Origin of the sequence: Mesorhizobium sp. M8A.F.Ca.ET.218.01.1.1, from assembly GCF_004791165.1 — a bacterium.
Lineage (GTDB): Bacteria > Pseudomonadota > Alphaproteobacteria > Rhizobiales > Rhizobiaceae > Mesorhizobium.
In genome coordinates this window covers 1-21,731 of record NZ_SRUZ01000006.1, presented here as the reverse complement: position 1 = coordinate 21,731, position 21,731 = coordinate 1, and the positions used below count along the sequence as shown (strand labels likewise).

Here is a 21,731-nt window from a genome sequence, read left to right as displayed (position 1 = left end):
ATCTGAAGCAGTCTGCACCGGCGGCCCGCGCAATCGCGGCGCCGCTATGACGACCAAGATAGGTCAGCGACAGTTCCGGAAAAATAGTGTTAAATATCTCGACATAACGGACTGAAACGCTCGAATGGAGCAACCCGATGGATCGCCTCAGCGGCCTTCTGGCCTTCGCCCGCACGGCCGAATTCGGCAGCTTCGTCGCCGCCGGCCGGGCACTCGGCATCTCCGCTTCAGCGGTAGGCAAAAGTGTCGCGCGGCTCGAACAGGAGCTCGGCGTGCGGCTGCTGCAGCGCTCCACGCGGCGGATCGGCCTGACCGAAGAGGGCAAGCTGTTCAATGAGCGCGTGCGGCGCATCCTGGACGACATCGACGATGCCGAGGCGATGCTGTCGCGGACACGGGAGACGCCGCGCGGGCGGCTTCGCGTCTCGACCCCGATCGTCACCTACCACCTCTTGCTGCCGGTGCTGTCGGAGTTCATGGCGCGCTATCCCGAGATCGAGCTCGATATCGACTTCAACGACCGCATCGTCGACGTCATCGAGGAAGGCATCGACGTTGCCATCCGCAGCGGCGAGCTGCCCGATTCACGATTGGTGTCGAGGCCCATTGCCCCCTTCCGCATGATGCTGTGCGCGGCGCCGTCCTATCTCGACCGTCACGGCATGCCCGGCACGCCGGCCGACCTCATCAGGCATTTCGGCATAAATTTTCGCTATCTCAACAGCGGCAGGCTGCTGGAGTGGCCGTTCGCCACCGGGAGTGCCGAGCCGGAGATCCGCTCGATGTTGACCTGCAACAATATGGAAGCCTTGAAGGGCGCCACGATCGCCGGTCTGGGCATCGCCTGCATGCCGGATTTCCTGGTGCGCGAGGCGCTGAGCGAAGGAAAATTGCGTACCGTGCTCGACGACCAGGTCGATGGCCGTGGCCAGTTCCGAATGCTGTGGCCATCCAACCGCCATTTGTCGCCAAAGGTGCGCGTCTTCGTCGATTTCCTTCCCGAACGGCTCGCGGCGGCGCGGTAACTCGCCGGTGCCGGGCTTTCACGTCCTGATGCTCCTGGCCACCAGCCGCGCGATGCTCGGGCCTACTATCAGCACGATCAGGAAGCGCGCCGACTGCAGCGCCATGACGAAGGAGATGTCGACGTTGTGCGCGGCGGCGGCGATGATGGCGACGCTGTCCATGCCGCCGGGGCTGGTCGCCAGGTAGGCGGTCAGCGGGTCGACGCCGGCGAGACGGCTGATGAGAAAGGCAAGGCCGCCGCAAAAGGCGATCAGCGCGACGATCGAAGCGATGATCTGCGGCAGCGCGCGCGCCGCATGGCGCAGGATCGGCCTGGTGAAGTTCAGGCCAATCGACCAGCCGACCATCGCGTAACTGAGCGCCAGCAGCCATTGCGGCAATTGCATCGGCACCCCGAGACCGAGATGGATGATGGTGCCGAAAATGAAGCTGCCGAGGAAGAAGGGCGAGGGCAGCCGGCAAAGCCTGCCGGCCAGGCCGCCGATGATTGCCATGCCGATCGTGGCGGCGAATGGTTGCGGATCGATCTCGGGGAACCAGACGATGGCCGGGACCTCGATGCCCGAGGTGTCGACCCACATCTTGGCGACGAGGGCCGCCGTCATCGACACGAAGATGACGCGCAGATACTGCATGAAGGCGACAAGGCGCTGGTCGGCGCCAAAGGCGCCGGCCATCAGCACCATGGCGGTAGCCGCCCCCGGCGAAGAGCCCCAGACGGCGGTGGTGCCGGGCAGGATGCGCCAGCGGCTGATCAGCCAGCCAAGCAGGCTGGAGGCCGCGACCGTGGCGATCACCACGCCGAGGAACAGCGGCCATTCCTTGTAGAAGACCGGAAAGATATCGGCCGAGATCGAAGCCGCGACGAGGCAGCCGACGATAGCCTGGGCGGAGCCGAACAGAAGGCGCGGCACACGCACCGTGGCGCCATTGGTGCCGGCGACGATGGCCGCCAGCATCGGTCCGATCAGCAGCGCCGCCGGCAAGGCGGCGAGTTCCAGCGCACCGGCAAACAGCGCGGAGATAACCAGCAGGATCAGCCATTGCCAAGGCTTGCCCAGCCGCGTCATGCGCTCGACGGCGGGCTGGTCGGGAGGTGGCTGCTCGGCCGCGGAATCCATGCTCTGGTCTTAGACCGGGATGCGAAAAATGCGAACCCCGGCGTACCGGAAAAGCAGGTCCCGGCGCCTCAGCCGGTTTTGGCCTCAGCCAACCCAAAGCCGCCGACGGGATGCGTCTCCACCTGGAACTCGAAGCCGCCGATGAAGGGCCGCGCCTTGGCGATGGCCGCCTGGACTTCCGGAAGCTGCAGCGAGGCCTTGTGGCTTGCCTGATCGGTCCACACTTCGGTCACCCAGATCGCGTCGGCGTCGGCCGGGTCGGTGGCGATGATATAGCTCAGGCAGCCGGGCAGGGCGCCGGTGCTCTCGCGCAGCACAGTCATGACAGCGTCGCGTTGGCCGCGCGCCGCCCGCATCTTGCCGATCAGTCCGTACATGTCGTCGTCTCCCCCAGGGTTGGCGCGAAAGGAGTGTGTCCAGTATGCCGGTCGCTGGTCAAGGCATCAACTGGCCGCCATTGACCTCGATCACCTGGCCCGTGATGTAGCCGCTCAACAGGTCCGATGAGAGGAACAGATAGGCGCCGACGCAATCTTGCGCCGTGCCGGCGCGGCCCTGCGGAATGGTGGCGACCATGCCCTTCATCTGCTCGTCGGTCGAATAGCGTTCGTGGAAGGGAGTGAGGATGGTGCCCGGCGCCACGGCGTTGACGCGAATGCCGAAGCCGATCAGTTCCTTGGCCATGCCGCGCGTGACGTTGGAGACGAAGGCCTTGGCCGAGCCGTAAAGGCCGGCGCCGCCGCCGGCGCCATTGCGCGCGGCGATCGACGAGGTGTTGACGATGAAGCCGCCCTGTTTCTTCAGCCATGGCATCGCCTTGCGCGAGGCGGTCAGCACCGAGCGGGCGTTGAGATCCATCACCGCGTCGTAATGCGCCTCGGTCTGCTCGGCATAGGGGATGCGGCCAAGCATGCCGCCGGCATTGTTGACCAGCCCGTCGAGGCGGCCGAAATGTCGCGCGCTGTCCTCGACGACGCGCTCGACATCGGCGGGAAGAGAAAAATCGCCCTGGACGAGGAAGACCTCGCCGCCGCGGTCGCGAATGGTCTGGCCGAGTTTCTCGGCGGCGTCGCGGCTGGAATTGTAGTGCAGCGCCACCCTGCATTTCTGCTCGGCATAGGCGAGCGCGAGCGCCGCGCCGATGCCGGTCGAGGCGCCTGTGACCAGCACCGCCTTGCCGGCGAGATCGGGGATGACAAGACCAAGGGCTGTCTCTGGCACTGCTGTTCCTCCGGGGATTCCGATATTGTTGGCGGGTCTTGCCACCCTTGCATTCGAGGCGGTGCCGCTTCAAGGCCTGAGATAGACATAGCCCTGGCTTTGCAATTCGGCGAGCTTGACGACGCCGCCTTGGTCGGCGGCATGGAAGCCGTCGAGCAGGTCGGCGAGCGTAATATCCATGCCGCGCATGGTGTTGCCGCAGGCATGCGGGTCGAGCCCTTGCTGGACAAGACCGGCAAAGCGACCCGAAATCGCCGCCGATATGCCCTTCGACTTGAAGCCGGCAAGGGCTGGACCATGCACGACCAGCGCGATCTCGACGTTGCCGCCGGTGCCCTCATAGTGGTTCTTGATGTTGCCAAGCACGAAATTGACCTTGTCGAGGTCGCTGAGGTGATAGACGACCTTCAGCCTGGCAGGCTCGGTGGTTGCCGCCCGGACCGCCCGCAGGCCGAGAAGCGTTCCGGCTCCGGCGAGAACCGCCCGGAACATGTCACGTCGGCGCATGGCGTCCCCTCCCTGGCTTGCCGGCGCAGCGCAATTTGCGTGGCCGCTGCCGCAATACTAGCATAAATTGACCTTACGTCCTGTCGAGGCGGAGGAGGGGGGCACATGGCGTTCTGGGAATGGAAGACGTTCGCCGGCGCCGGACTTGGCGCCGCACTGCTTGGCGGACTTGTGGGTTCTGCTTTTGCCGATGATACGCTCAAGCTCACCGAACTCAGCCCCAACGGGGCGGACGCCTGTTTCGGCCGGGTCTATGACGCGGCGCACCTCAAGGCGCATCCGAAGCAGAAAGTGGCGCGGATCTTCTTCTACTACGGCCATGATCCGGTCAGCCGTCCGAATGAGGAACCGAGCGCGAATTCCGATACGTCCTACAATGGTTTCCTCACCACCACGGTGCGTGGCGCCAAGGCGCCGGAATGGGCCGGCGGCTGGTGCAATCACGAGTCCGAGGACGACAAATCGGGCCCGATCCGCTGCGGCATGGATTGCGACCGTACGCTGGCGTCGCTGAAGGTCGACGACAAGGGCCGGCTGATCCTGTCGGACCTGTCTTCCGATATCTACCTCGATCCGGATTCGGAGGAGCAGCTCGGCAAGGCGGAATATGTCAGGCAGGCGCTCGGTTCGGAGGACGACAATTTTCGCCTCGACCCGATGCCGGCGGCGACCTGCAAGGCCGAGTTCGCACGCATCGATCCGATCGACCCGGCGCTTGGGCCGCCACTGCGCGAGCGGTTCAAACCCGATCAGGCCTTCTGCTACGGGCACGACTATGACGCCGCGCATATGAGTTCGCATCCCGACCAGTTGACGCAGTCGATCCGGGTGTTCCGCGGACCGGTTGAACTGGCATCCTTCGCTTCCGGCGGCGATATCGCGAACTGGCCCGACGGCGCCGACATCGCCATCTCGGTCACCACGCGGCAGAAGGGGGCCAAGGTCACGCAGACCTATTCCTGCCAGGGCGAGGCCGACCAGTGGCGCTGCGCGGCGAGCGCCAAGATGAGCGATTTCTCCTGCGACATCGCGCAAAAGGAAATCTTCCTCAAGCGCGGCGCCAACGGAACCATCATGCTGGCCAATCCCAACAGCAGCATTGCAATCGTCGACCTGTGCTCGAAAGCCGCCGACGGCAAGACGAAGTCGGATGACAAGGTCTATCGGCTGCAGGCGATGCCACAATCGGCTTGTGCGCCGTGAGCACGGGCTTGTCTACAATGCCGCGAAGGGATATATCTTTGCTATATCTCATTTGAGGATGGCATGATGGACAAGGCAAAGGTGTTCTGGTCGGGCCGGTCACAAGCTGTGCGTCTGCCCAAAGAGTTTCGTTTCGAAACGGACGAGGTTTCGATCCGTCGCCATGGGCATACTGTCATACTTGAGCCACTCGTGCAGGATTGGGCGTGGCTTGACCAGGTGATCGGACCAGTCGACGAGGATTTTGTCGAAGCGGCGCTGGAACGGCAGGAGGGGCAGGATAGACCTGCCTTGGACGACATCTTCAAGTGATCTATCTGCTTGATACCAACGCCGTTATTGCCGTCATCAAAGGTGACGCGAGTCTACTCGCGCTTCTGAAACAGCACACGCCGCAGGATTTTGCGCTTTCGGCGATCGTGGCACATGAACTGTACTATGGTGCCGAAAGGAGCCAGAGAAGAGCTGAAAATCTGGCGCGCATCGAAGCTTTGCAATTCCCGGTGCTTGAATTCGATCGAGAGGACGCGAGGCATGCCGGAGAGATTCGGGCAACGCTTGCAGCGTTGGGGACGCCAATTGGCCCCTATGATGCGCTCATTGGCGGGCAGGCGCGCGCTAGAAGCCTCATTCTGATCACCCGCAACGTCCGGGAATTCGAGCGCATCAACGGCCTCTCAATCGAGACTTGGTGAACCGCCTCAGGCGAACGGCACCGCCGTCGTACCCTTGGGCAGTTTTGCCTCATCATCCGGCTCGACATGGATGGTCACCCGCACCGAAGGGAGTTCGGCCTTCAGCGCGTCCTCGATGCGATCGCAGATGACGTGGCTGGCACCGACCGACATGTCGGCGTCGACGACCAGATGGAATTCGATGAAGGTGGCGCGGCCGGCGATGCGGGTCTTGAGGTCGTGCACCTCCATCGCGCCTTTGCAATTGGCCGAGATGATGTCGCGGATGCGCATGTGCTCCGCCGTGCCGACGGCCCGGTCCATCAGGCCGTTCATCGACGAGCCGATGACATGCCAGCCCTGCCACAGGATGTTGAGCGCGACGATGACGGCCAGTGCCGGGTCGAGGATTTGCCAGCCAGTCAGGATTGCTCCGACCAAGCCGCCGAAGACGCCGATCGAGGTTACCACATCGGTCATGATGTGATTGCCGTCGGCGACCAGCGCCGGTGACTTTTCGGCTCGGCCCACGCGGATCAGCGCCCAGGCCCAGAAGGCATTGATGACGGTGGCGACGCCGTTGACGGCAAGGCCTTTCCAAGGCTGTTCGAGCGGAGCCGGCGCCTGCCAGGAGCGCCAGACTTCGTTCAGGATCAAAAGCGCCGCGAGCACGATCAGTACGCCTTCGAGCACGGCCGAGAAATACTCGGCCTTGTGGTGGCCGAAGGGGTGATCCTGGTCGGCCGGCTTGTAGCTGACCTGGATCGCCCAGAAGGCGGCGACCGAGGCGATGACGTTGACGATCGATTCCAGCGCGTCCGAATAGAGCGCCACGGATCCGGTTATGTACCAGGCGGCGGCTTTCAGCGCGAGCACGACAAAGGCGATCACGATCGACCAGAAGGCAAGGGTGGCGACCTTGCGCTTCGCGGCGGCCCTCGCCGTGATCGCCATGGTGTTCTCGGCTTCGGCCATTACCGTCAGGCTGCCTTTTCCTTGGCCTTGCGCGGCAAATGCGCAACGATGTTCTCGATGATGCGCATGCCGGCATTGTGGCCGAGCGTCATGATCGATTCCGGATGGAACTGCACCGCTGCGATCGGCTCCTTGCGGTGCTCGAAGGCCATGATGACGCCGTCCTCGGTCTCGGCTGTCACCATGAAATCATCCGGCAGGCGCACCGGATCGGCGAAGATCGAGTGGTAACGGCCGACGGTGACTTCCTTCGGCAGGCCTGAGAAGATGATACCCGGCTTCGAGACGCGGATGCGCGACGGCTTGCCGTGCATGGGAATGTGCAACTGCCTGAGTTCGCCACCATAGGCCTCGGCCAGCGCCTGCAGGCCAAGGCAGACGCCGAAGATCGGCAGGTCGCGGGCGCGCGCTCGTCTGATGGTCGCCGCGCAGTCGAAATCCTTGGGCGTACCGGGTCCGGGCGACAGCACGACGAGATCGGGCTTCAGCCGGTCGAAGACTTCCTCCGGCACCGGCGTGCGCACGGTCGAGACATTGGCGCCGGTCTGGCGGAAGTAGTTGGCCAGCGTGTGGACGAAGGAGTCCTCGTGGTCGACCAAAAGGATGTTGACACCGTCGCCGACGCGCGCGGATGCGCGCTCGGTGCTGGTCGAATTGCCCGTCTTGGCGTCACGGATGGCGGAGAGCATGGCGGATGCTTTCAGTTCGGTTTCGGCTTCTTCTTCCTCGGGAATGCTGTCGAAGAGCAATGTAGCGCCCGCGCGCACCTCGGCGATGCCGTCCTTGATGCGGATGGTGCGCAAGGTCAGGCCGGTGTTCATGTCGCCGTTGAAGTTGACCATGCCGATGGCGCCGCCATACCAGGCGCGCGGGCTCTTCTCGTTCTGCTCGATGAAGCGCATGGCCCACAGTTTCGGCGCGCCGGTGACGGTGACCGCCCAGGCGTGCGAGAGAAACGCATCGAAAGCGTCCATGCCCTCGCGCAGCCGCCCCTCGATATGATCGACCGTATGGATCAGGCGCGAATACATCTCGATCTGGCGGCGGCCGATGACGCGCACCGAGCCTGGATCGCAGACCCGCGACTTGTCGTTGCGGTCGACGTCCGAGCACATGGTGAGCTCGGATTCGTCCTTCTTGGAGTTGAGCAGCTTGATGATCTGCTCGGAGTCCGAAATGGCGTCGTCGCCGCGCTTGATGGTGCCGGAGATCGGGCAGGTCTCGACGCGGCGGCCGTTGACGCGCACGAACATCTCAGGCGACGCGCCGATCAGGTATTCGTTCTCGCCCAGATTGATGAAGAAGGAATAGGGCGACGGGTTGATGGACTTCAGCTTGCGCGAAATCTCGGATGGCTGCGTCTCGCAGCGCTCGTAGAACATCTGGCCGGGGACGACCTCGAACAGGTCGCCGCGCTTGAAAGAGTCCATCGCCCGGCGCACCAGATTGGCGTATTCGCCGGGCTCATGATCGCCGCGCGGCGGGATGCGATCGGCGGTCTTGAACGGCTCGGCGATCTGGTCGCGCGGCAGGCCTTCGGTCGAAAAACCCTCGCCCGCATAGTCGTAGCGGTCGGTCCAGGCCTTGGCCGAATAGTGGTCGACGACCAGGATCTCGTCGGGCAGGAACAGCACCAGGTCGCGCTGGCTTTCCTTGCGAACCAGCGTGTGGTCGACCGGGTCGAACTGGAAGGCGAGGTCGTAGCCGAAGGCGCCGTAGAGGCCGAGATTGGCATCTTCGGCCGTCTTGAACAGAGCGGTGATGGCGCGCAGCACGGTGAAGACCGAGGGAACGCGGCTGCGTTCCTCTTCGGTGAAGACACGGCCGGGCTTGGCGACGTCGAGGCGGATCAGCTTTTTCGAAGTCTCGGCGATCGTGACCTCGGAGAGACCGCCGAGCGTCCTGCCGATGACCGGCAACAGTGCCTCGCCACGGCCGTTCAACGCCTCGATGCGCATGGCACGGCCGCGCGCGGAGATGACCAGCGGCGGATCGATGATGGCCGTATCCCAGCGCGTATAGCGGCCGGGATATTCGTAATTGGAGGAAAACACCGCGCCCCGACGGGAATTCAGCCCATCGACATAAGTGTCGATCGCCCCTTCATAGGGCCGGTCGTGGCGCACGCGGGTGATGGTGATGCCACCCGCCGTCACGAAGCTTTCAGCGCCGTTTTCCAGAACCTTCAACGTCATTGCCGTCTCCATCAGCTACTTGGGCAACGGACCCGGGAATGGCTTGAAAAAAACAAATGGCCGCCCGGACATTCCGTTGCGGCCACCTCTCTTTTCACGCGCACGCGTTAAAACAGGCCGCTGTCAGCAGGCCCACCACCAAATGGTCTTGGTCGAACGCATGTTCATGGCGATTCCCTTAGCGGCGATTGGGCGGCGGCGCAACTGGATTCGACGGAGGCTCAGTCTTCCAGCGTGCCCGACCTGGCGTCGCCGCTCTTCCTGTCGCCGACCAGTTTCAACAGGTCCTCGCCGGCGCGGATGATGCGGCGCGAGCGCCGCGTCAGGATGATGCCGTCCTGCGGCGCGAACACTTCGGTGCGGCCATCGGCTTCGCCCGGTGCGTGGACGATGGTGGCGAGGCGCGCGCCCTTGGCGACGCGGTCGCCGGGCTTCACGTCATAGAGGACGGCACCGGCACGGGGTGCGGGCATCATGTCGATGTTTTCCAGCGGCGCCGCGACACCCGTGAACGGGCCGGGTGCGGGGAGGGTGGTGTCGGATATCACGCCGCGCATCGCCAGCAGCCGGTAGAGGCCTGCCGCGTCGGCCGAGGCGAGCGCGCCATCGACATCGAGGATGCCCCGATATTCGACGGTGGTGGCGACGCGCCTGTCAAGCTTCGCCACATCGGCTGATGCGTTCTGGTAGGGCATGATCGAGGCGCCCTCGAAAGTGCCGTCGGTGTCCTCGCTCCACAGCACGACGGCATCGACGCCCATGGCGGCGGCGCAATCGGCCATGGCTGGCCAGAGGCTGGAGTGGACATAGAGATAGGCAAGGCCCTCGTCGTCGCAGTGCAGGTCGAGCACGATGTCGTGGCCGAGCGAAAGCTGCACTAGGCGCGACTTCAGCCGCTGGTCGGCGCCGCCAAAGGTGGCGTCTGGCAAGAGCCTGGCGTCGGGCGCGGCCAGCAGCGGAAAGCCGCGGTTGAAGTTGGTGCGGGTGCCCAGATGAAAGCGGCCCTGGTGCTCGCCGAAATGATATTGCGCGCGGCCGATCGGGTTGGCCCAGGGCACGATGGTGATGTTGCCCTTGATACGACCTTCGGCCTCGGCCTTGCTCAACATCGGTATCAACGCATCGATGGCGACGACGCCCGGCAATTCGCCGGCATGGAGTGCGGCCTGCAGGTAGGTCGACGGGGCCGCCTTGTCGGCGCCGTCGAAGCGGAACACGGGGAATTCGTAGGAAACCCCGTCGCTGTCACCGGCGATGCGTTCGATCGATTTCTGCATGACGTTCTCCATCAAGAGCGAGAAGACATGCCCATTTGAAGGTGCCGATGTCGATTGGTCCAGCCCGCCGCGCTATGGGCGCAAGAGTAGTCTTTTGCCTTGCCGCATGTCGTTGACCCAAAACCGCTGCGCACTTTTGGGAGGACAGGCAGTTATTCGGCGGCAGGCTGGAGGGCGGCGACCGGCGCGCGCCTGTCCAGCGCCTGCGATAGCACCGCCACGCCAACCGCCAGCAGGGCGAGCACCGCGCCGACCAGCGGCAAATCGGCATAGGAAACGCCCGCCGACAGCGCCACGCCGCCGATCCAGGCGCCGCCGGCATTGCCGACATTGAAGGCGCCCTGGTTCAGCGTGGCGGCAAGGTTCGGTCCTTCCGACGCCGCCTCGACGACACGGATCTGCAGCGGCGGCACGACGACGAAGATGAGCACGCCCCACAGGAAGACGATGCCGATGGCGACGCTGGCGATGGCGCCGAACTGGATGAAGCCGAGGAACAGCAGGGCCATCAGCAGCAGTGTGCCGATCACCGTCGGCATCAGTTTCCAGTCGGCCAGCCTGCCGCCGATGATGTTGCCGATGGTCATGCCGGCGCCGAACAGCAGAAGCACCCAGGTGACCGCCGCTGTCGACAGGCCCGACACGTCGGTGAGATAGGGTTTGATATAGGTGAAGACGGCGAACAGGCTGGCCGAGGTCAGTGCCGCGATCAGCATCGCCAGCCACACCTGCAGCTTGCCAAGCACGCGGACTTCGGCACGCAGACCGCCGCCGCTCGGTTCCGTGACGTCCGACGGCACCAGCCAGGCGATGGCCGCGACCGAGATCAGGCCGATGCCGACCACGGCCAGGAACGTGGCCCGCCAGCCAAAGGCTTCGCCGAGCGCGGTGCCGGCCGGAACGCCGAGGATGTTGGCGAGCGTCAGGCCGGCGAACATCAGCGCGATGGCGCTGGCGCGCTTGTTGCGCGGCACCAGGCTTGCGGCGACGACCGAGCCGATGCCGAAGAAGGCGCCGTGGCCGAAAGCGGTGAAGACGCGCGCCGCCATCAGCAGCCAGTAATTGGGCGCGATGGCGCAGAAGAGGTTGCCGACGACGAACAAAGCGGCGAGCCCCACCAGCACGGGCTTGCGCGGCAGATGCGCGGTGGCCATGGCCACAACGGGCGCGCCGAAGACGACGCCCAGCGCATAGCCCGTGACCAGCAGTCCGGCGGCCGGGATCGTCACGCCGAGATCGGCGGCGACCTCCGGCAGCAGGCCCATGATGACGAATTCGGTGGTGCCGATGCAGAAGGACGCAATGGCAAGCGCAAGGATCGGCAAGGGCATGGGAGGTCCAGACTGAATCGGTTCAATTTCAGACTGCGCGAGGATCCCCGCCGGGCACAATGTCTATTGCCGCAATGCAGCAATGCAGAAAGTCGGGAGCTTGACGAGAGTGGCTCAGGCCAGCGGCTTCAGTTCCTGGGCGATGGTGGGCAGCAGTTCCGAGACATTCGGGTGGATGTGCATCGCGCGCGCCAGCGTGTCGACCGGCGCCTTGGCGTACATCAGGTCGAGCACGCAATGCACCGCCTCGTCGCCGCCCGGGCCGAGCACCGAGCAGCCGAGGATCTCCCTGGTGTCGGCGTCGACCAGGATCTTCATGAAGCCTTGCGTCTCGCCCTTCTCGACGGCGCGGCCGACGCGGGTCATCGGCCGCTGGCCAACAAGCGCGCGGCGTCCGGATTTCCTCACCGCCGTCTCGGTCATGCCGCAGCGGCCGAGCGGCGGATCGATGTAGAGCGCATAGGCCTCGATCCGGTCGCTGATCCTCCGTGGATCATGGTCGAGCAGATTGGCGGCGACGATCTCGTAGTCGTTGTAGGAGGTGTGGGTGAAGGCGCCCCTGCCGTTGCAGTCGCCCATCGCCCAGATGCCGGGCACGCTGGTGCGCAACTGGTCGTCAACGGTGACGAAGCCGCGCTTGTCGACCTCGACTCCGGCCCTGTCGAGGCCGAGATCATCGGTGTTGGGAGTGCGTCCCAGCGCCAGCAGCACATGCGACCCTATCGCCGGCGGCTGGCCGGCCGAGAAGGTCACGGCAATGTCCTCGCCCTGTCTGGCGAAGCCGATATCGTCTGCGCCGACGTGTACCGCAATGCCTTCGTTTTCGAGGATCGACAGGATGGCGGCCGAGACGTCCTCGTCCTCGCGGCCGGTCAGGCGCGGGCTCTTTTCGATGACGGTGACTTCCGAGCCGAAGCGGCGGAACATCTGCGCGAATTCGAGCGAGATATAGCTGCCGCCGACGACGATCAGGTGGCGCGGCAAAACGTCGAGATCCATCATCGAGGAGTTGGTCAGATAGTCGATGTCGTGGATGCCGGGCAGGTCCGGCACCGAGGCGCGGCCACCCGTATTGAGGAAGATCTTTTCGGCGGTCAAAAGGTCGTCGCCGACACGCACCGTGTTGGCCGATTCGAAGCGGGCATGGCCGCGATAGAGCGTGCAGCCCTTCATGCCGGCGATCCATGTCTCCAAATTGCCACGGGCGTCGTTGGTGACCTTGTCCTTGCGCGCCTTGATCTTTTGATAGTCGACGCCGACAGGACCGCCGAGCGTCACGCCATAGTCGGCGGCGCGGCGAGCGAGATGCGCGGCATAGGCGCTTGCCACCATGGTCTTGGTCGGCATGCAACCGGTGTTGACGCAGGTGCCGCCGACCAGCTTGCGCTCGATCAGCGCCACCGTCATGCCGGCGGCCGTCAGGCGGCCCGCCAATGGCGACCCTGCCTGTCCGGCGCCGACGATGATGGCGTCGAAGGTCTTTGTGTTCAAGGTCTGGGCCGTCATGCCACCGCCGCCACGATAAGCAGGCCGCCGATGATCGCCACCGCATCCTCGATGAAGGCGGCGGGCGGGTCCTTGCCGAAAGCGGCCGCCAGCCGGCCGCGCGCTTCGGCGCCACCCAGCGTGCCGATGACCGCGCCGATGACGCCAGCGATCAGGCACACGATGGTGGCGCCGCCGGCCGCGCCGATCACCGCGCCAGAGAAGGCGCCGAGCAGGATGCGGGCGCCGAACTGCTGCGGCACCTTGCGGCTTGGCGTCGACGGCAACTGGTCGGTGACCAGTTCGACGATGGCCAGGATGGTGAAGATGACGACAGCCGCCCAATGGCTCATGAAGCTCGCCCAGGTGCCGGCAACCGGCAGCCAGCCGAGATAGGCGCCCCAGGCGACGGCGGCAGGTGCCGTCATGGCGCGCAGGCCGGCAATGACGCCGATCAGGAGTGCAAGAATGTAGAGCATGGTCGATCCCCCTCGATCCCGGGCCGGAACGGCCCTGAGGGCAGGCTACCATAGGCCGGATATTTGGCTAGGCCGCAGACTCATGAGCGCGCAAACGTGGTCGAGCTGGAAGCGCCGAGCGAACATGCTCGGCTCCATGAGCCAATGTTTCAGTTGGCTGATGGAGCGTTGACCGCAAATTGCGCGGCGAAAGCCCTGAGATAAGCTGGCCGCGCTTCCCCGCGCGCCACATAAGCAGCCAGGTTTTGGTATTCATCCAGAATGCCTGACATTCTCAGTCGCAGCAGCACCGACACCATCAATAGATCGCCGGCGCTGAACGCATCATCGAGCCAGTCGGCGACGCCCAGATGAGCCGAGAGCCTGTCCAGCCGGGCGCGAACACGGTCCTTTACCAGCGGCAAGCGCTCCTCGCTCCAGGGCTTGTCAGCTTCGAAAATCCTTGCCGTGGTCAATTCGAGGACCGGCGGCTCGATGGTGTTCAATGCGGCAAACATCCACGTGATCGCACGGGCGCGCTCCTTGCGATCCTTCGGCAGCAGGCCCGCATGCTGCTCGGCAAGATGAAAGACGATAGAGCCGGTCTCGAACAGCGAGAGAGAACCGTCCTCATAGGTGGGAATCTGGCCGAAGGGATGGATGGCCAGGTGCTCAGGCGCCTTCATCCCCGCGAACGAAACAAAACGAACCTCATAGGGCTGCCCCACTTCTTCCAGCGCCCAGCGAACGCGGGTATCGCGCGCCAGTCCCTTGCCGCCATCGGGCGATCGTTCAAAAGCCGTGATCGTGATTGTCATCGCTGTCGTTTCCTTGCCTGGGCGAATTTCTTCGGCCACTTATCGTGAAGACGAATGAGCCTGCCGGAAATCGACAGCGGTCTTGAACTATTTTCATTTGCTGGAGCAGGTCGCGAATGGCCGCTTCCAATCAAGGTCGTGATAGCACGGTGACCAATTCCGTAAGGCCGCGTATCCTGGCTTATGGGTTCATGTCCTGGTCCTTGCCTCGGCGCTGTTCGCAATGATGTCAAACGGAGGCACTGCCATGGTTCAGAGCGAACGTGCGAGAATGGCGGCCGGCGAATGGTACAGGTGCCTGGATGACGATCTTGGCGCATTGCGCGCCGTGGCCGCGGATGCCGTGTTCGAACACAATACGCTCCCGCCCCGTCGCCGCGGGAACCTCGGGCCAGCCCTACGGACACTGCTGGGCGGCGTGGGCGAGGGTGCCCGCATCGAGGCGCCTTTCCATTGCGCCTACGGCTTCAACATCTTTCTCGGCGACGGCGCCTTCCTCAATGCCGGCTGTACCATCCTCGATACCGCTTCGGTGCGCATCGGCAAAGGGACGCTGCTTGGCCCGAATGTGCAGATCTATTGTGCCGAGCACCATAAGGAGCCGGCAGGCCGGCAGGCGGGACTGGAGATCGCCAGGCCGGTCACGATCGGCGACAATGCCTGGATCGGCGGCAGCGCGGTCATCCTTGGCGGCGTCAGCATCGGCGAAGGCGCCATAGTGGGCGCCGGGGCGGTGGTGACGCGCGACGTGGCGGCGAATACGACGGTGGTCGGCAATCCGGCGCGGGTGATCAAGCGCGGTTGAAGGTGCTTTCGTCGGCAATCAATGCGACAGGGCGCCCGCCGTGCGCTCGTCCCGCTCGCTCCGCCTGGAAAATTCACGCCGGTACTGCGCCGGTGAGGTCCGGAGCCGCGCCGAAAAGTGCTGGCGCAGCGAGGTGGCGCTGCCGAAGCCGGCCTCGAAGGCGACGATGTCCATCGATTTCTCCGTCGCTTCCAGCAAGCGCTGCGCCAGTTCGATCCGTTGGCTGGTCCGCCAGTCGCCAAAACTGGTGCCGATCGATTTCTGGAAGCGCCGGGTGAAGGTGCGCCGCGTCAGGCCCGCGGCTTCGGCGACGCTGTCGAGGCTGTGCGTTTCGCCAAGCGTCGCGCGAACCGCGTCGAGCGCCCCGGTGAAGCGGTCGGCCTTGGCGCTTTTTGCCACGGGACGCTCGATGAACTGCGCCTGTCCACCCTGCCGGTGCGGCGAAAGCACGACGTGCCGGGCGAGCCGCAGCGCCGCCTCCGCGCCGTAGCGGGCGCGCACGATGTGCAGGCAGCAGTCGAGCCCGGCGGCGACGCCGGCGGAGGTGACGATGTCGCCGTCATCGACATAGAGCACGTCGGCATCGACCGAAATGTCGGGATGGAGAGCCCGCAACTGCTCCGTATAGGCCCAGTGGGTGGTGGCTTTTCGACCCGAAAGCAGACCGGCGGCGGCGATGGCAAAGGTGCCGAGACACAGGCCCACGATCAGCGCGCCGCGCCGGTGGGCGCGTCCGAGCGCGTCCTCGAGCGGTTTGGCCAGGGGCGCATCGAGATCCTTCCAGCTCGGGATGATGACCATATCGGCGTCCTGGAGCGCGGCAAGCCCGTGCGGGACCAGGATGCTTAGCCCGGCATCGGTCCGGATCAGCCCTTCCTCGATGCCGCAGACACGGAAGTCGAAGCGCGGCAGGCCAAGGCCAGTGCGGTCCGCGCCAAACACCAGGCAAGGCACGGAGAGATGGAACGGGCTGATGCCGTCGAAGGCGAGGACGGCGATGATGGGAGCGGTCATGCGGCGATTTTCCAGTGTGAATGCGGATTGTCCCAATTCTTTCGAATGATGTCAATCGGGCCACTTTTGACTGCCAGCCAACCATCCTATTTTCGGTCCGTCGCATTCAAGCCGGAAGGAAAACACCATGTCTGACCTAGCCAACACCGCGCCGCGCCGGGCGCTCGTCGTCATCGACGTCCAGAACGACTATGACGGCGGTAACCTGGCCATCCAGCATCCGCCGTTCCGCGACAGCGTCGTCAACGTGACACGCGCCATGGATGCCGCCGCCGCTGCCGGCATCAAGGTGGTGGTCGTCAAGCAGATGGCGCCCGAGACGTCGCCGATCTTCGCCAAGGGCAGCCATGGCGGCGAACTGCATCCCGAGATCGCCAAGCGTCGTCGCGACCACTATGTCGAGAAGAATTTGCCGAGCGCCTTTACCGGCACCGATCTCGAGGCCTGGCTGCGCGCCAACGCCGTCGATACGATCGCGGTCATCGGTTACATGACGCACAATTGCGACCTGTCGACCATCATCCACGCCGTGCATATGGGCTTCGCGGTCGAGTTCCTGTCCGACGCAACCGGTTCGGTGCCCTACGCCAACAGCGCCGGCTATGCCTCGGCCGAGGAAATCCATCGCGTGGTGAGCATCATCCTGCAGTCCCGTTTCGCTGCCGTGCTCAAGACCGCCGAATGGATCGACTGCCTGAAGACCGGCACGCTGCCGGAACGCGACACCATCTACGTGTCCAACCAGCGGGCACTGGCGCGCAGCGCCGCGTAGCACGATCCGCAAACAAAAAGGGCGCCGCGGCGATGCGGCGCCCTTTTCAATTGTCGGGACAGAGGATCAGAACAGGCCTTCGATCTGGCCGGCCTCGTTGAGGAAGATCTTCTCCGACGACGGCTTGCTTGGCAGGCCAGGCATGGTCATGACCTCGCCGCAGATGATGACGACGAAGCCCGCGCCGGCCGAAAGCCTGACCTCGCGCACCGGCACGGTGTGGCCGGTCGGCGCGCCGCGCAGGTTTGGATCCGTCGAGAAGGAGTACTGGGTCTTGGCCATGCACACCGGCAGATTGCCGTAGCCGGCCTGCTCCCAGGCGTGCAACTGGTCGCGCACCGACTTGTCGGCGATCGCCTCCGAGCCGCGATAGATTCGCTGCACGATGGTGTTGATCTTCTCGAACAACGGCATGGCATCGGGATAGAGCGGCGCGAACTGCGAGGCGCCGGATTCGGCCAGCGCCACCACCTTGTTGGCGAGGTCCTCGATGCCGGCAGAGCCCTTGGCCCAGTGCTTGCACAGGATAGCCTCTTCGCCCATCGAGGCGACATAGTCCTTCATCGCCTGAATCTCGGCGTCGGTGTCAGAATAGAAGTGGTTGATGGCAACCACCGCCGGCACGCCGAACTGGCGGATGTTCTCGATGTGGCGGCCGAGATTGGCGCAGCCCTTCTTCACCGCCTCGATGTTTTCCTTGCCGAGGTCTTCCTTCTTGACGCCGCCATTCATCTTCATGGCGCGCACGGTGGCGACGATGACGGCTGCCGCCGGCTTCAGGCCCGCCTTGCGGCACTTGATGTCGAAGAATTTCTCGGCGCCAAGATCGGCGCCGAAGCCGGCTTCGGTGACGACGTAGTCGGCGAGCTTCAGCGCCGTGGTGGTGGCGACGACCGAGTTGCAGCCATGCGCGATATTGGCGAACGGGCCGCCATGGACGAAAGCCGGGTTGTTCTCCAGCGTCTGTACCAGGTTCGGCTGCATGGCGTCCTTGAGCAGCACGGCCATGGCGCCGTCGGCCTTGAGGTCGCGGGCGAAAACCGGCGTCTTGTCGCGGCGATAGGCGACGATGATGTCGCCGAGGCGCTTTTCCAGATCCTTCAGGTCGGTAGCGAGGCACAGGATCGCCATGACTTCGGAGGCGACGGTGATGTCGAAGCCGGCTTCGCGCGGGAAACCGTTGGCGACGCCGCCGAGCGAGGCGATGATCTCGCGCAGCGCGCGGTCGTTCATGTCCATGACGCGGCGCCACACCACGCGGCGGGTGTCGATGCCGAGTTCATTGCCCCAGTAGATGTGGTTGTCGATCAGCGCCGACAGAAGGTTGTGCGCCGTGGTGATGGCGTGGAAGTCGCCGGTGAAGTGGAGGTTCATGTCCTCCATCGGGACCACCTGCGCGTAGCCGCCGCCGGCGGCACCGCCCTTGACGCCGAAATTCGGGCCGAGCGAGGCTTCGCGAATGCAGACGATCGCCTTCTTGCCGATGCGGTTCAGGCCGTCGCCGAGGCCCACGGTGGTGGTGGTCTTGCCTTCGCCGGCAGGCGTCGGGTTGATGGCGGTGACGAGGATCAGCTTGCCGTCCTTGTTGCCCTTTACCGACTTGATGAATTCGGCTGAGATCTTGGCCTTGTCGTGGCCGTAGGGCAGCAGATGCTCGGTCGGGATGCCGATCTTCTGGCCGATCTCCTGGATCTGCTTTTTCTTGGCGCCACGCGCGATCTCGATGTCGGACTTCACTTCGGCCATGACGGCTTTCCTCTGGATTGGACGGTGGAGGGGACGGGGTTGATGTCTCTTGCAAGAAGGCTGGAACCGGACGCGCGGGCATCTAACCCTGTCGCTGCGGTTGCGTCAACTTTCATGCAACTATGTTTCCTATAGAGAAAATTCCTCTGCGGCGGGCCGACCTATCCCCGGTTCTTTATGGCTCCGCTTGCCGCGCCGTATAGAAGCCAGAGCAGGGACGCTTCCGCCGTCTCAAAACAGCCGCACAATGCACGGAATGCGACAGACGCGACGGCGCAAATTCGCCATCTCTGATGCATGTCGTTCTCCCAAAACCGGGATCACTTTTGGGCGACATGCATTGGGCCGTCGCTGCCCGCCAATGCCGTTACTGCGTCAGTACGTTGCTGATTTCGACCATGTTGGAGCGCACCCGCAGGATGTAGAAGCCCATCGTCGTCAGATGCGTCGGCAGCAGCCAGCCGTCCTCGCGACCGTTGGCGATGATGAAGGGCTGGATACGCAGGGCCGACACGAACTGCGCGTCCATCGTATCCCAGAGGCTCTGCAGGTGCTTTTCCTTGAGGACGTCCTCGAAATCGGCCTGGGCGCCTTTCATCAGGCCGTAATAGGCATAGAGCTGGCCATAGGCGAACCAGTAGCGGTCGTCGGCGCGGGTGTCGAACCAGCCATTGTTGTGGTTCTCGGCGCGCTCCTTGAGGATGGCGGAAGTCGAGCCGATGTCACTGGCGATGCGGTCGATATACTGCTTCAGATTGTCGGCGCGGGCATCGAAAGTGGCCTGACAGGTGGCGAGCCGGGCATTGAACGAACGCAGCTTGCGCACCGCGTCGCGATAGTAGCTCGGTGTCGGCGTCTTCGGCCCGAACGGGCTCACGCCGAAATACCAGGTGTATTCGTCGAACTGCAGATTGCCGCGCGCGTCCTGCAGGTCGGCGTCGATCTGCGAGGTCGTGCGGACGCGGCCGAGATTATCGGCAAGCTCGGTCGCCGTGCGCCGCACCGCCTGGTTGATGCCGCGCTGGAAAGAGGCCTTGTTGTCCATCCACGGGGTGTTGTCCCAGTCGATGCCGAACAGGCCGAGCTTGTAGAGGATCATCGAAGAAATCCAGGCATTCTGGTTGACGTTGAAGTCCGTCAGGTCCGCCGCTACTTGGGCGATGCCGGAGTTGCCGCAAGTCTTGGCCGTGTCCGTGCCGGTCCCGGCGGCCACCTGCTCACCGGCCGAAACATTGCGCTTCTCGAACGTATAGGTGTCCGGGTAGTTCGGGTTGAAATTGTTCCACCACTGGGTGGCGTAGAAGAAGTTGGCGTAGAGACCGATCAGCACCAAAAGGGCCAGGCCGACTATCGCCTTCAGGATCCAGCCGCGCTGACCGTACCAGCGCCCGGCCCACATGAACGGCCACAGGATCACGCCGATCAAAAGACCGATGCCGCGGCCGATCCACTGGAAAATCCCGGTGAAGAAGTTCACGATCGGATCGAGCATGGCGATGTCACCCCCTCAACATGATGCCAAAAAGTTGCTGACTTTTTGGATAACATCATGCACCAAAACAACAAGTTAGAACGGAATGACGGTTCATTTCGTTCTAGTCGGTCAGGCCGTAGAGGCGTGTGCGAAACGCCACCTTGTCCTTCAAATATGTGGTTTTCAGAACGTCCACAACATGCGATCGCCAGGCGTCGCTGAAGCCGTCATAGTCCTTGTAGAAGCCGTCCTTGTTGAAGATGTAGCGCGAGACGAAGTCCGACGGCACGAAATCCGAGATCAGCCGGTTGGTCAGCCAGGCGTCGGGGTGGTCCGGTTTGGCGCGGACCACCAGGAAGCGCTGCTCGGGGAAGACATCCTCGATCTTGAGGTGGCCGAGCTGCGCGATCTCGCGCTTGGCGGCGTTGAGAAAGGGAAAATTGCCGTCCTTGGTGATCAGGTCGGCGTGGCTCTGGATCCAGGTCTGCAGCCAGACCTTGTCGACATCGGTCAAATTGCGGTCCGGCTCGGCGTCGCGGATCAGCGCGCGCACCACCATTTCGGCGCGATGCTCAAGGTAGCCCGAGGCCTCGATCCAGGAGGCGCGCGGCAGTTCGATACGGCCGGTGGCTGCCAGGAATTTGAACACCTTGTCGGCATCCTTGATCGAGAGATAGCTCACCTGCCAGGGCCGCGAGCGGCGGAAGCCAGGAGCGGCCGGATCGCTGATCACCGTCGTCATGTCGGGATCGACGAACACGTAGAGCCCGCCGAAATGGCTGGTCCAGTAGGCGTTGTGGCGGAAGATCACCTGGTCCGGCACCAGCGCGTTCTCGCGGATGTCGCCGCAGACCTTGGCGAGTTCGACCATGCGGGTCAGCATGGCATTGTCGCGCCAGGCGTCGGGCTCCTGCTTCAGCCGGTCGACGAGCTTGCCGAGTTCCGCGGCCTTGCCCAGCACGTCTTCCGCCGACAGCACCTTGAACTCGACCTGGTTGATCGACAGCAGATCCTCGATGTCGTTGACCTTGGGAACGGAATCCTCGATCTCGCCGTAGATGACGTCCTTGATGGTCAGCGCGTCGATGGCGCGCTGGTTCCTGGACATGAACTCGAACATCAGCTGCGAGGTGTTGGAGAAGGCGGTGTGCACCACCGGCAGGTCGATCTGCGACGGCGTCAGGATGATGAAGCGGCGGTTGACCTCATTGGGGTCGAGATAGTCGTAGTCGCCACACTCCTCGGCCACTTCGGGAGAAAAGCCGGTGCGGTCGATCTGGAAGCTCTTCAGCTTGGTGGGCTTGAGGCCGAAAGCGGCCAGCGCCTTGTTGTAGCGCTGGATGAGATGGGCTTCGTCGACGGGGAGCAGACGCCCGTAGATGAGTTCGTTGTCGCGAAGGAGGTCGGTTTTTTTGGCGTGGGGCATTATGCCTTCTCCCCGCTTACGGGGAGAAGGTGCCCGAAGGGCGGATGAGGGGCGCGGGCTTCCCTTCTCCCCTTGTGGACCTGTTGCGTAATTGGCTGGTTGTGATTCTCTGAGATGAAAGCTCGGAGGGAATCGCAATGGCGGTGAAGCAGACGGGTCAGTTGAGCTTGGCGGAGGCTTTCCTGGGCAACAGGCTGGCTGGC

21 protein-coding genes are annotated in these 21,731 nt (G+C 63.9%); 6 read left to right on the top strand and 15 right to left on the bottom strand.

Features of this window, described 5'->3' with window-relative positions:
- Positions 1 to 137 precede the first annotated feature (137 nt).
- Positions 138 to 1,025, top strand: coding sequence for a LysR family transcriptional regulator (locus EN861_RS21405; protein WP_127278815.1), 888 nt, complete (start codon positions 138 to 140; stop codon positions 1,023 to 1,025).
- Positions 1,026 to 1,043: 18 nt separating this feature from the next.
- Here EN861_RS21405 and EN861_RS21400 read toward each other — a convergent pair whose 3' ends face one another.
- The 4 genes from EN861_RS21400 to EN861_RS21385 form a co-directional block, all read right to left on the bottom strand.
- On the bottom strand, positions 1,044 to 2,147 hold the full coding sequence (locus tag EN861_RS21400; RefSeq protein WP_135865445.1) for an AbrB family transcriptional regulator: 1,104 nt from the start codon (positions 2,145 to 2,147) through the stop codon (positions 1,044 to 1,046).
- 68 nt (positions 2,148 to 2,215) lie between these two features.
- The gene (locus EN861_RS21395; RefSeq protein WP_023770344.1) at positions 2,216 to 2,524 is read right to left on the bottom strand and encodes a putative quinol monooxygenase; all 309 of its coding nucleotides are present in this window, start codon (positions 2,522 to 2,524) and stop codon (positions 2,216 to 2,218) included.
- Between the two features lie 58 nt (positions 2,525 to 2,582).
- Positions 2,583 to 3,368, bottom strand: coding sequence for an SDR family oxidoreductase (locus EN861_RS21390; RefSeq protein ID WP_127278952.1), 786 nt, complete (start codon positions 3,366 to 3,368; stop codon positions 2,583 to 2,585).
- A 69-nt stretch (positions 3,369 to 3,437) separates the two neighbouring features.
- Positions 3,438 to 3,875 carry a DsrE family protein gene (locus tag EN861_RS21385; protein WP_127278953.1) on the bottom strand — a complete coding sequence of 146 codons (438 nt, stop codon included), beginning with the start codon at positions 3,873 to 3,875 and terminating at the stop codon, positions 3,438 to 3,440.
- Between the two features lie 105 nt (positions 3,876 to 3,980).
- Here EN861_RS21385 and EN861_RS21380 point away from each other — a divergent pair, with 105 nt between their 5' ends.
- The 3 genes from EN861_RS21380 to EN861_RS21370 all read left to right on the top strand — a co-directional run bounded on the left by EN861_RS21380 (position 3,981) and on the right by EN861_RS21370 (position 5,773).
- Positions 3,981 to 5,078, top strand: coding sequence for a hypothetical protein (locus EN861_RS21380; RefSeq protein ID WP_127278954.1), 1,098 nt, complete (start codon positions 3,981 to 3,983; stop codon positions 5,076 to 5,078).
- Between the two features lie 66 nt (positions 5,079 to 5,144).
- Positions 5,145 to 5,390 (top strand): type II toxin-antitoxin system VapB family antitoxin, encoded by a 246-nt coding sequence (vapB, locus tag EN861_RS21375; protein WP_127278955.1) that lies wholly within the window; start codon positions 5,145 to 5,147, stop codon positions 5,388 to 5,390.
- Positions 5,387 to 5,773, top strand: coding sequence for a type II toxin-antitoxin system VapC family toxin (locus EN861_RS21370; protein ID WP_127278956.1), 387 nt, complete (start codon positions 5,387 to 5,389; stop codon positions 5,771 to 5,773). Before vapB ends, EN861_RS21370 begins: the two co-directional genes overlap by 4 nt.
- A 6-nt stretch (positions 5,774 to 5,779) precedes the next feature.
- Here EN861_RS21370 and EN861_RS21365 read toward each other — a convergent pair whose 3' ends face one another.
- The 7 genes from EN861_RS21365 to EN861_RS21335 form a co-directional block, all read right to left on the bottom strand.
- Positions 5,780 to 6,727 carry a cation diffusion facilitator family transporter gene (locus EN861_RS21365; protein ID WP_127278957.1) on the bottom strand — a complete coding sequence of 316 codons (948 nt, stop codon included), beginning with the start codon at positions 6,725 to 6,727 and terminating at the stop codon, positions 5,780 to 5,782.
- A 5-nt stretch (positions 6,728 to 6,732) separates the two neighbouring features.
- Complete coding sequence (locus EN861_RS21360) at positions 6,733 to 8,922, bottom strand: anthranilate synthase (RefSeq protein WP_127278958.1); 2,190 nt, start codon at positions 8,920 to 8,922, stop codon at positions 6,733 to 6,735.
- Between the two features lie 221 nt (positions 8,923 to 9,143).
- Positions 9,144 to 10,199: a succinylglutamate desuccinylase/aspartoacylase family protein gene (locus tag EN861_RS21355; protein WP_127869794.1), complete on the bottom strand. Its 1,056-nt coding sequence runs from the start codon at positions 10,197 to 10,199 to the stop codon at positions 9,144 to 9,146.
- Between the two features lie 152 nt (positions 10,200 to 10,351).
- Entirely contained in the window at positions 10,352 to 11,530 is a 1,179-nt protein-coding gene (locus EN861_RS21350) for an MFS transporter (RefSeq protein WP_135865443.1), read from the bottom strand.
- 114 nt (positions 11,531 to 11,644) lie between these two features.
- Positions 11,645 to 13,021 carry an FAD-containing oxidoreductase gene (locus EN861_RS21345; RefSeq protein ID WP_135865866.1) on the bottom strand — a complete coding sequence of 459 codons (1,377 nt, stop codon included), beginning with the start codon at positions 13,019 to 13,021 and terminating at the stop codon, positions 11,645 to 11,647.
- Positions 13,022 to 13,032: 11 nt separating this feature from the next.
- Positions 13,033 to 13,494, bottom strand: coding sequence for a DUF4126 domain-containing protein (locus tag EN861_RS21340; protein ID WP_135865441.1), 462 nt, complete (start codon positions 13,492 to 13,494; stop codon positions 13,033 to 13,035).
- 149 nt (positions 13,495 to 13,643) lie between these two features.
- Complete coding sequence (locus tag EN861_RS21335) at positions 13,644 to 14,291, bottom strand: glutathione S-transferase family protein (RefSeq protein ID WP_127281053.1); 648 nt, start codon at positions 14,289 to 14,291, stop codon at positions 13,644 to 13,646.
- A gap of 247 nt (positions 14,292 to 14,538) precedes the next feature.
- Between EN861_RS21335 and EN861_RS21330 the strand changes: the two genes are divergently transcribed.
- Positions 14,539 to 15,096, top strand: coding sequence for a sugar O-acetyltransferase (locus EN861_RS21330; protein WP_135865438.1), 558 nt, complete (start codon positions 14,539 to 14,541; stop codon positions 15,094 to 15,096).
- Between the two features lie 18 nt (positions 15,097 to 15,114).
- Here the strand turns inward: EN861_RS21330 and EN861_RS21325 are convergent, their stop codons facing one another.
- A complete protein-coding gene (locus EN861_RS21325; RefSeq protein ID WP_135865436.1) occupies positions 15,115 to 16,110 on the bottom strand; it encodes a helix-turn-helix domain-containing protein in 996 nt (331 codons plus the stop codon).
- A 127-nt stretch (positions 16,111 to 16,237) separates the two neighbouring features.
- Between EN861_RS21325 and EN861_RS21320 the strand changes: the two genes are divergently transcribed.
- Positions 16,238 to 16,882, top strand: a complete 645-nt coding sequence (locus EN861_RS21320; protein ID WP_127280886.1) for a cysteine hydrolase family protein — start codon at positions 16,238 to 16,240, stop codon at positions 16,880 to 16,882.
- A 66-nt stretch (positions 16,883 to 16,948) separates the two neighbouring features.
- Here EN861_RS21320 and EN861_RS21315 read toward each other — a convergent pair whose 3' ends face one another.
- The 3 genes from EN861_RS21315 to EN861_RS21305 all read right to left on the bottom strand — a co-directional run bounded on the left by EN861_RS21315 (position 16,949) and on the right by EN861_RS21305 (position 21,528).
- Entirely contained in the window at positions 16,949 to 18,628 is a 1,680-nt protein-coding gene (locus tag EN861_RS21315) for a formate--tetrahydrofolate ligase (protein WP_127869788.1), read from the bottom strand.
- Positions 18,629 to 18,995: 367 nt separating this feature from the next.
- Entirely contained in the window at positions 18,996 to 20,120 is a 1,125-nt protein-coding gene (locus EN861_RS21310; protein WP_127279963.1) for a DUF2333 family protein, read from the bottom strand.
- Positions 20,121 to 20,223: 103 nt separating this feature from the next.
- Positions 20,224 to 21,528 carry a DUF6638 family protein gene (locus tag EN861_RS21305; protein WP_135865434.1) on the bottom strand — a complete coding sequence of 435 codons (1,305 nt, stop codon included), beginning with the start codon at positions 21,526 to 21,528 and terminating at the stop codon, positions 20,224 to 20,226.
- Positions 21,529 to 21,731: the final 203 nt, after the last annotated feature.

Excerpts from the sequence above, each read along its gene's own strand:
- EN861_RS21405 (WP_127278815.1), top strand. The coding sequence starts at position 138 with ATGGATCGCCTCAGCGGCCTTCTGGCCTTCGCCCGCACGGCCGAATTC.
- EN861_RS21400 (WP_135865445.1), bottom strand. The coding sequence starts at position 2,147 with ATGGATTCCGCGGCCGAGCAGCCACCTCCCGACCAGCCCGCCGTCGAG.
- EN861_RS21395 (WP_023770344.1), bottom strand. The coding sequence starts at position 2,524 with ATGTACGGACTGATCGGCAAGATGCGGGCGGCGCGCGGCCAACGCGAC.
- EN861_RS21385 (WP_127278953.1), bottom strand. The coding sequence starts at position 3,875 with ATGCGCCGACGTGACATGTTCCGGGCGGTTCTCGCCGGAGCCGGAACG.
- EN861_RS21380 (WP_127278954.1), top strand. The coding sequence starts at position 3,981 with ATGGCGTTCTGGGAATGGAAGACGTTCGCCGGCGCCGGACTTGGCGCC.
- vapB (WP_127278955.1), top strand. The coding sequence starts at position 5,145 with ATGGACAAGGCAAAGGTGTTCTGGTCGGGCCGGTCACAAGCTGTGCGT.
- EN861_RS21365 (WP_127278957.1), bottom strand. The coding sequence starts at position 6,727 with ATGGCCGAAGCCGAGAACACCATGGCGATCACGGCGAGGGCCGCCGCG.
- EN861_RS21360 (WP_127278958.1), bottom strand. The coding sequence starts at position 8,922 with ATGACGTTGAAGGTTCTGGAAAACGGCGCTGAAAGCTTCGTGACGGCG.
- EN861_RS21355 (WP_127869794.1), bottom strand. The coding sequence starts at position 10,199 with ATGCAGAAATCGATCGAACGCATCGCCGGTGACAGCGACGGGGTTTCC.
- EN861_RS21350 (WP_135865443.1), bottom strand. The coding sequence starts at position 11,530 with ATGCCCTTGCCGATCCTTGCGCTTGCCATTGCGTCCTTCTGCATCGGC.
- EN861_RS21340 (WP_135865441.1), bottom strand. The coding sequence starts at position 13,494 with ATGCTCTACATTCTTGCACTCCTGATCGGCGTCATTGCCGGCCTGCGC.
- EN861_RS21335 (WP_127281053.1), bottom strand. The coding sequence starts at position 14,291 with ATGACAATCACGATCACGGCTTTTGAACGATCGCCCGATGGCGGCAAG.
- EN861_RS21330 (WP_135865438.1), top strand. The coding sequence starts at position 14,539 with ATGGTTCAGAGCGAACGTGCGAGAATGGCGGCCGGCGAATGGTACAGG.
- EN861_RS21325 (WP_135865436.1), bottom strand. The coding sequence starts at position 16,110 with ATGACCGCTCCCATCATCGCCGTCCTCGCCTTCGACGGCATCAGCCCG.
- EN861_RS21320 (WP_127280886.1), top strand. The coding sequence starts at position 16,238 with ATGTCTGACCTAGCCAACACCGCGCCGCGCCGGGCGCTCGTCGTCATC.
- EN861_RS21315 (WP_127869788.1), bottom strand. The coding sequence starts at position 18,628 with ATGGCCGAAGTGAAGTCCGACATCGAGATCGCGCGTGGCGCCAAGAAA.
- EN861_RS21310 (WP_127279963.1), bottom strand. The coding sequence starts at position 20,120 with ATGCTCGATCCGATCGTGAACTTCTTCACCGGGATTTTCCAGTGGATC.
- EN861_RS21305 (WP_135865434.1), bottom strand. The coding sequence starts at position 21,528 with ATGCCCCACGCCAAAAAAACCGACCTCCTTCGCGACAACGAACTCATC.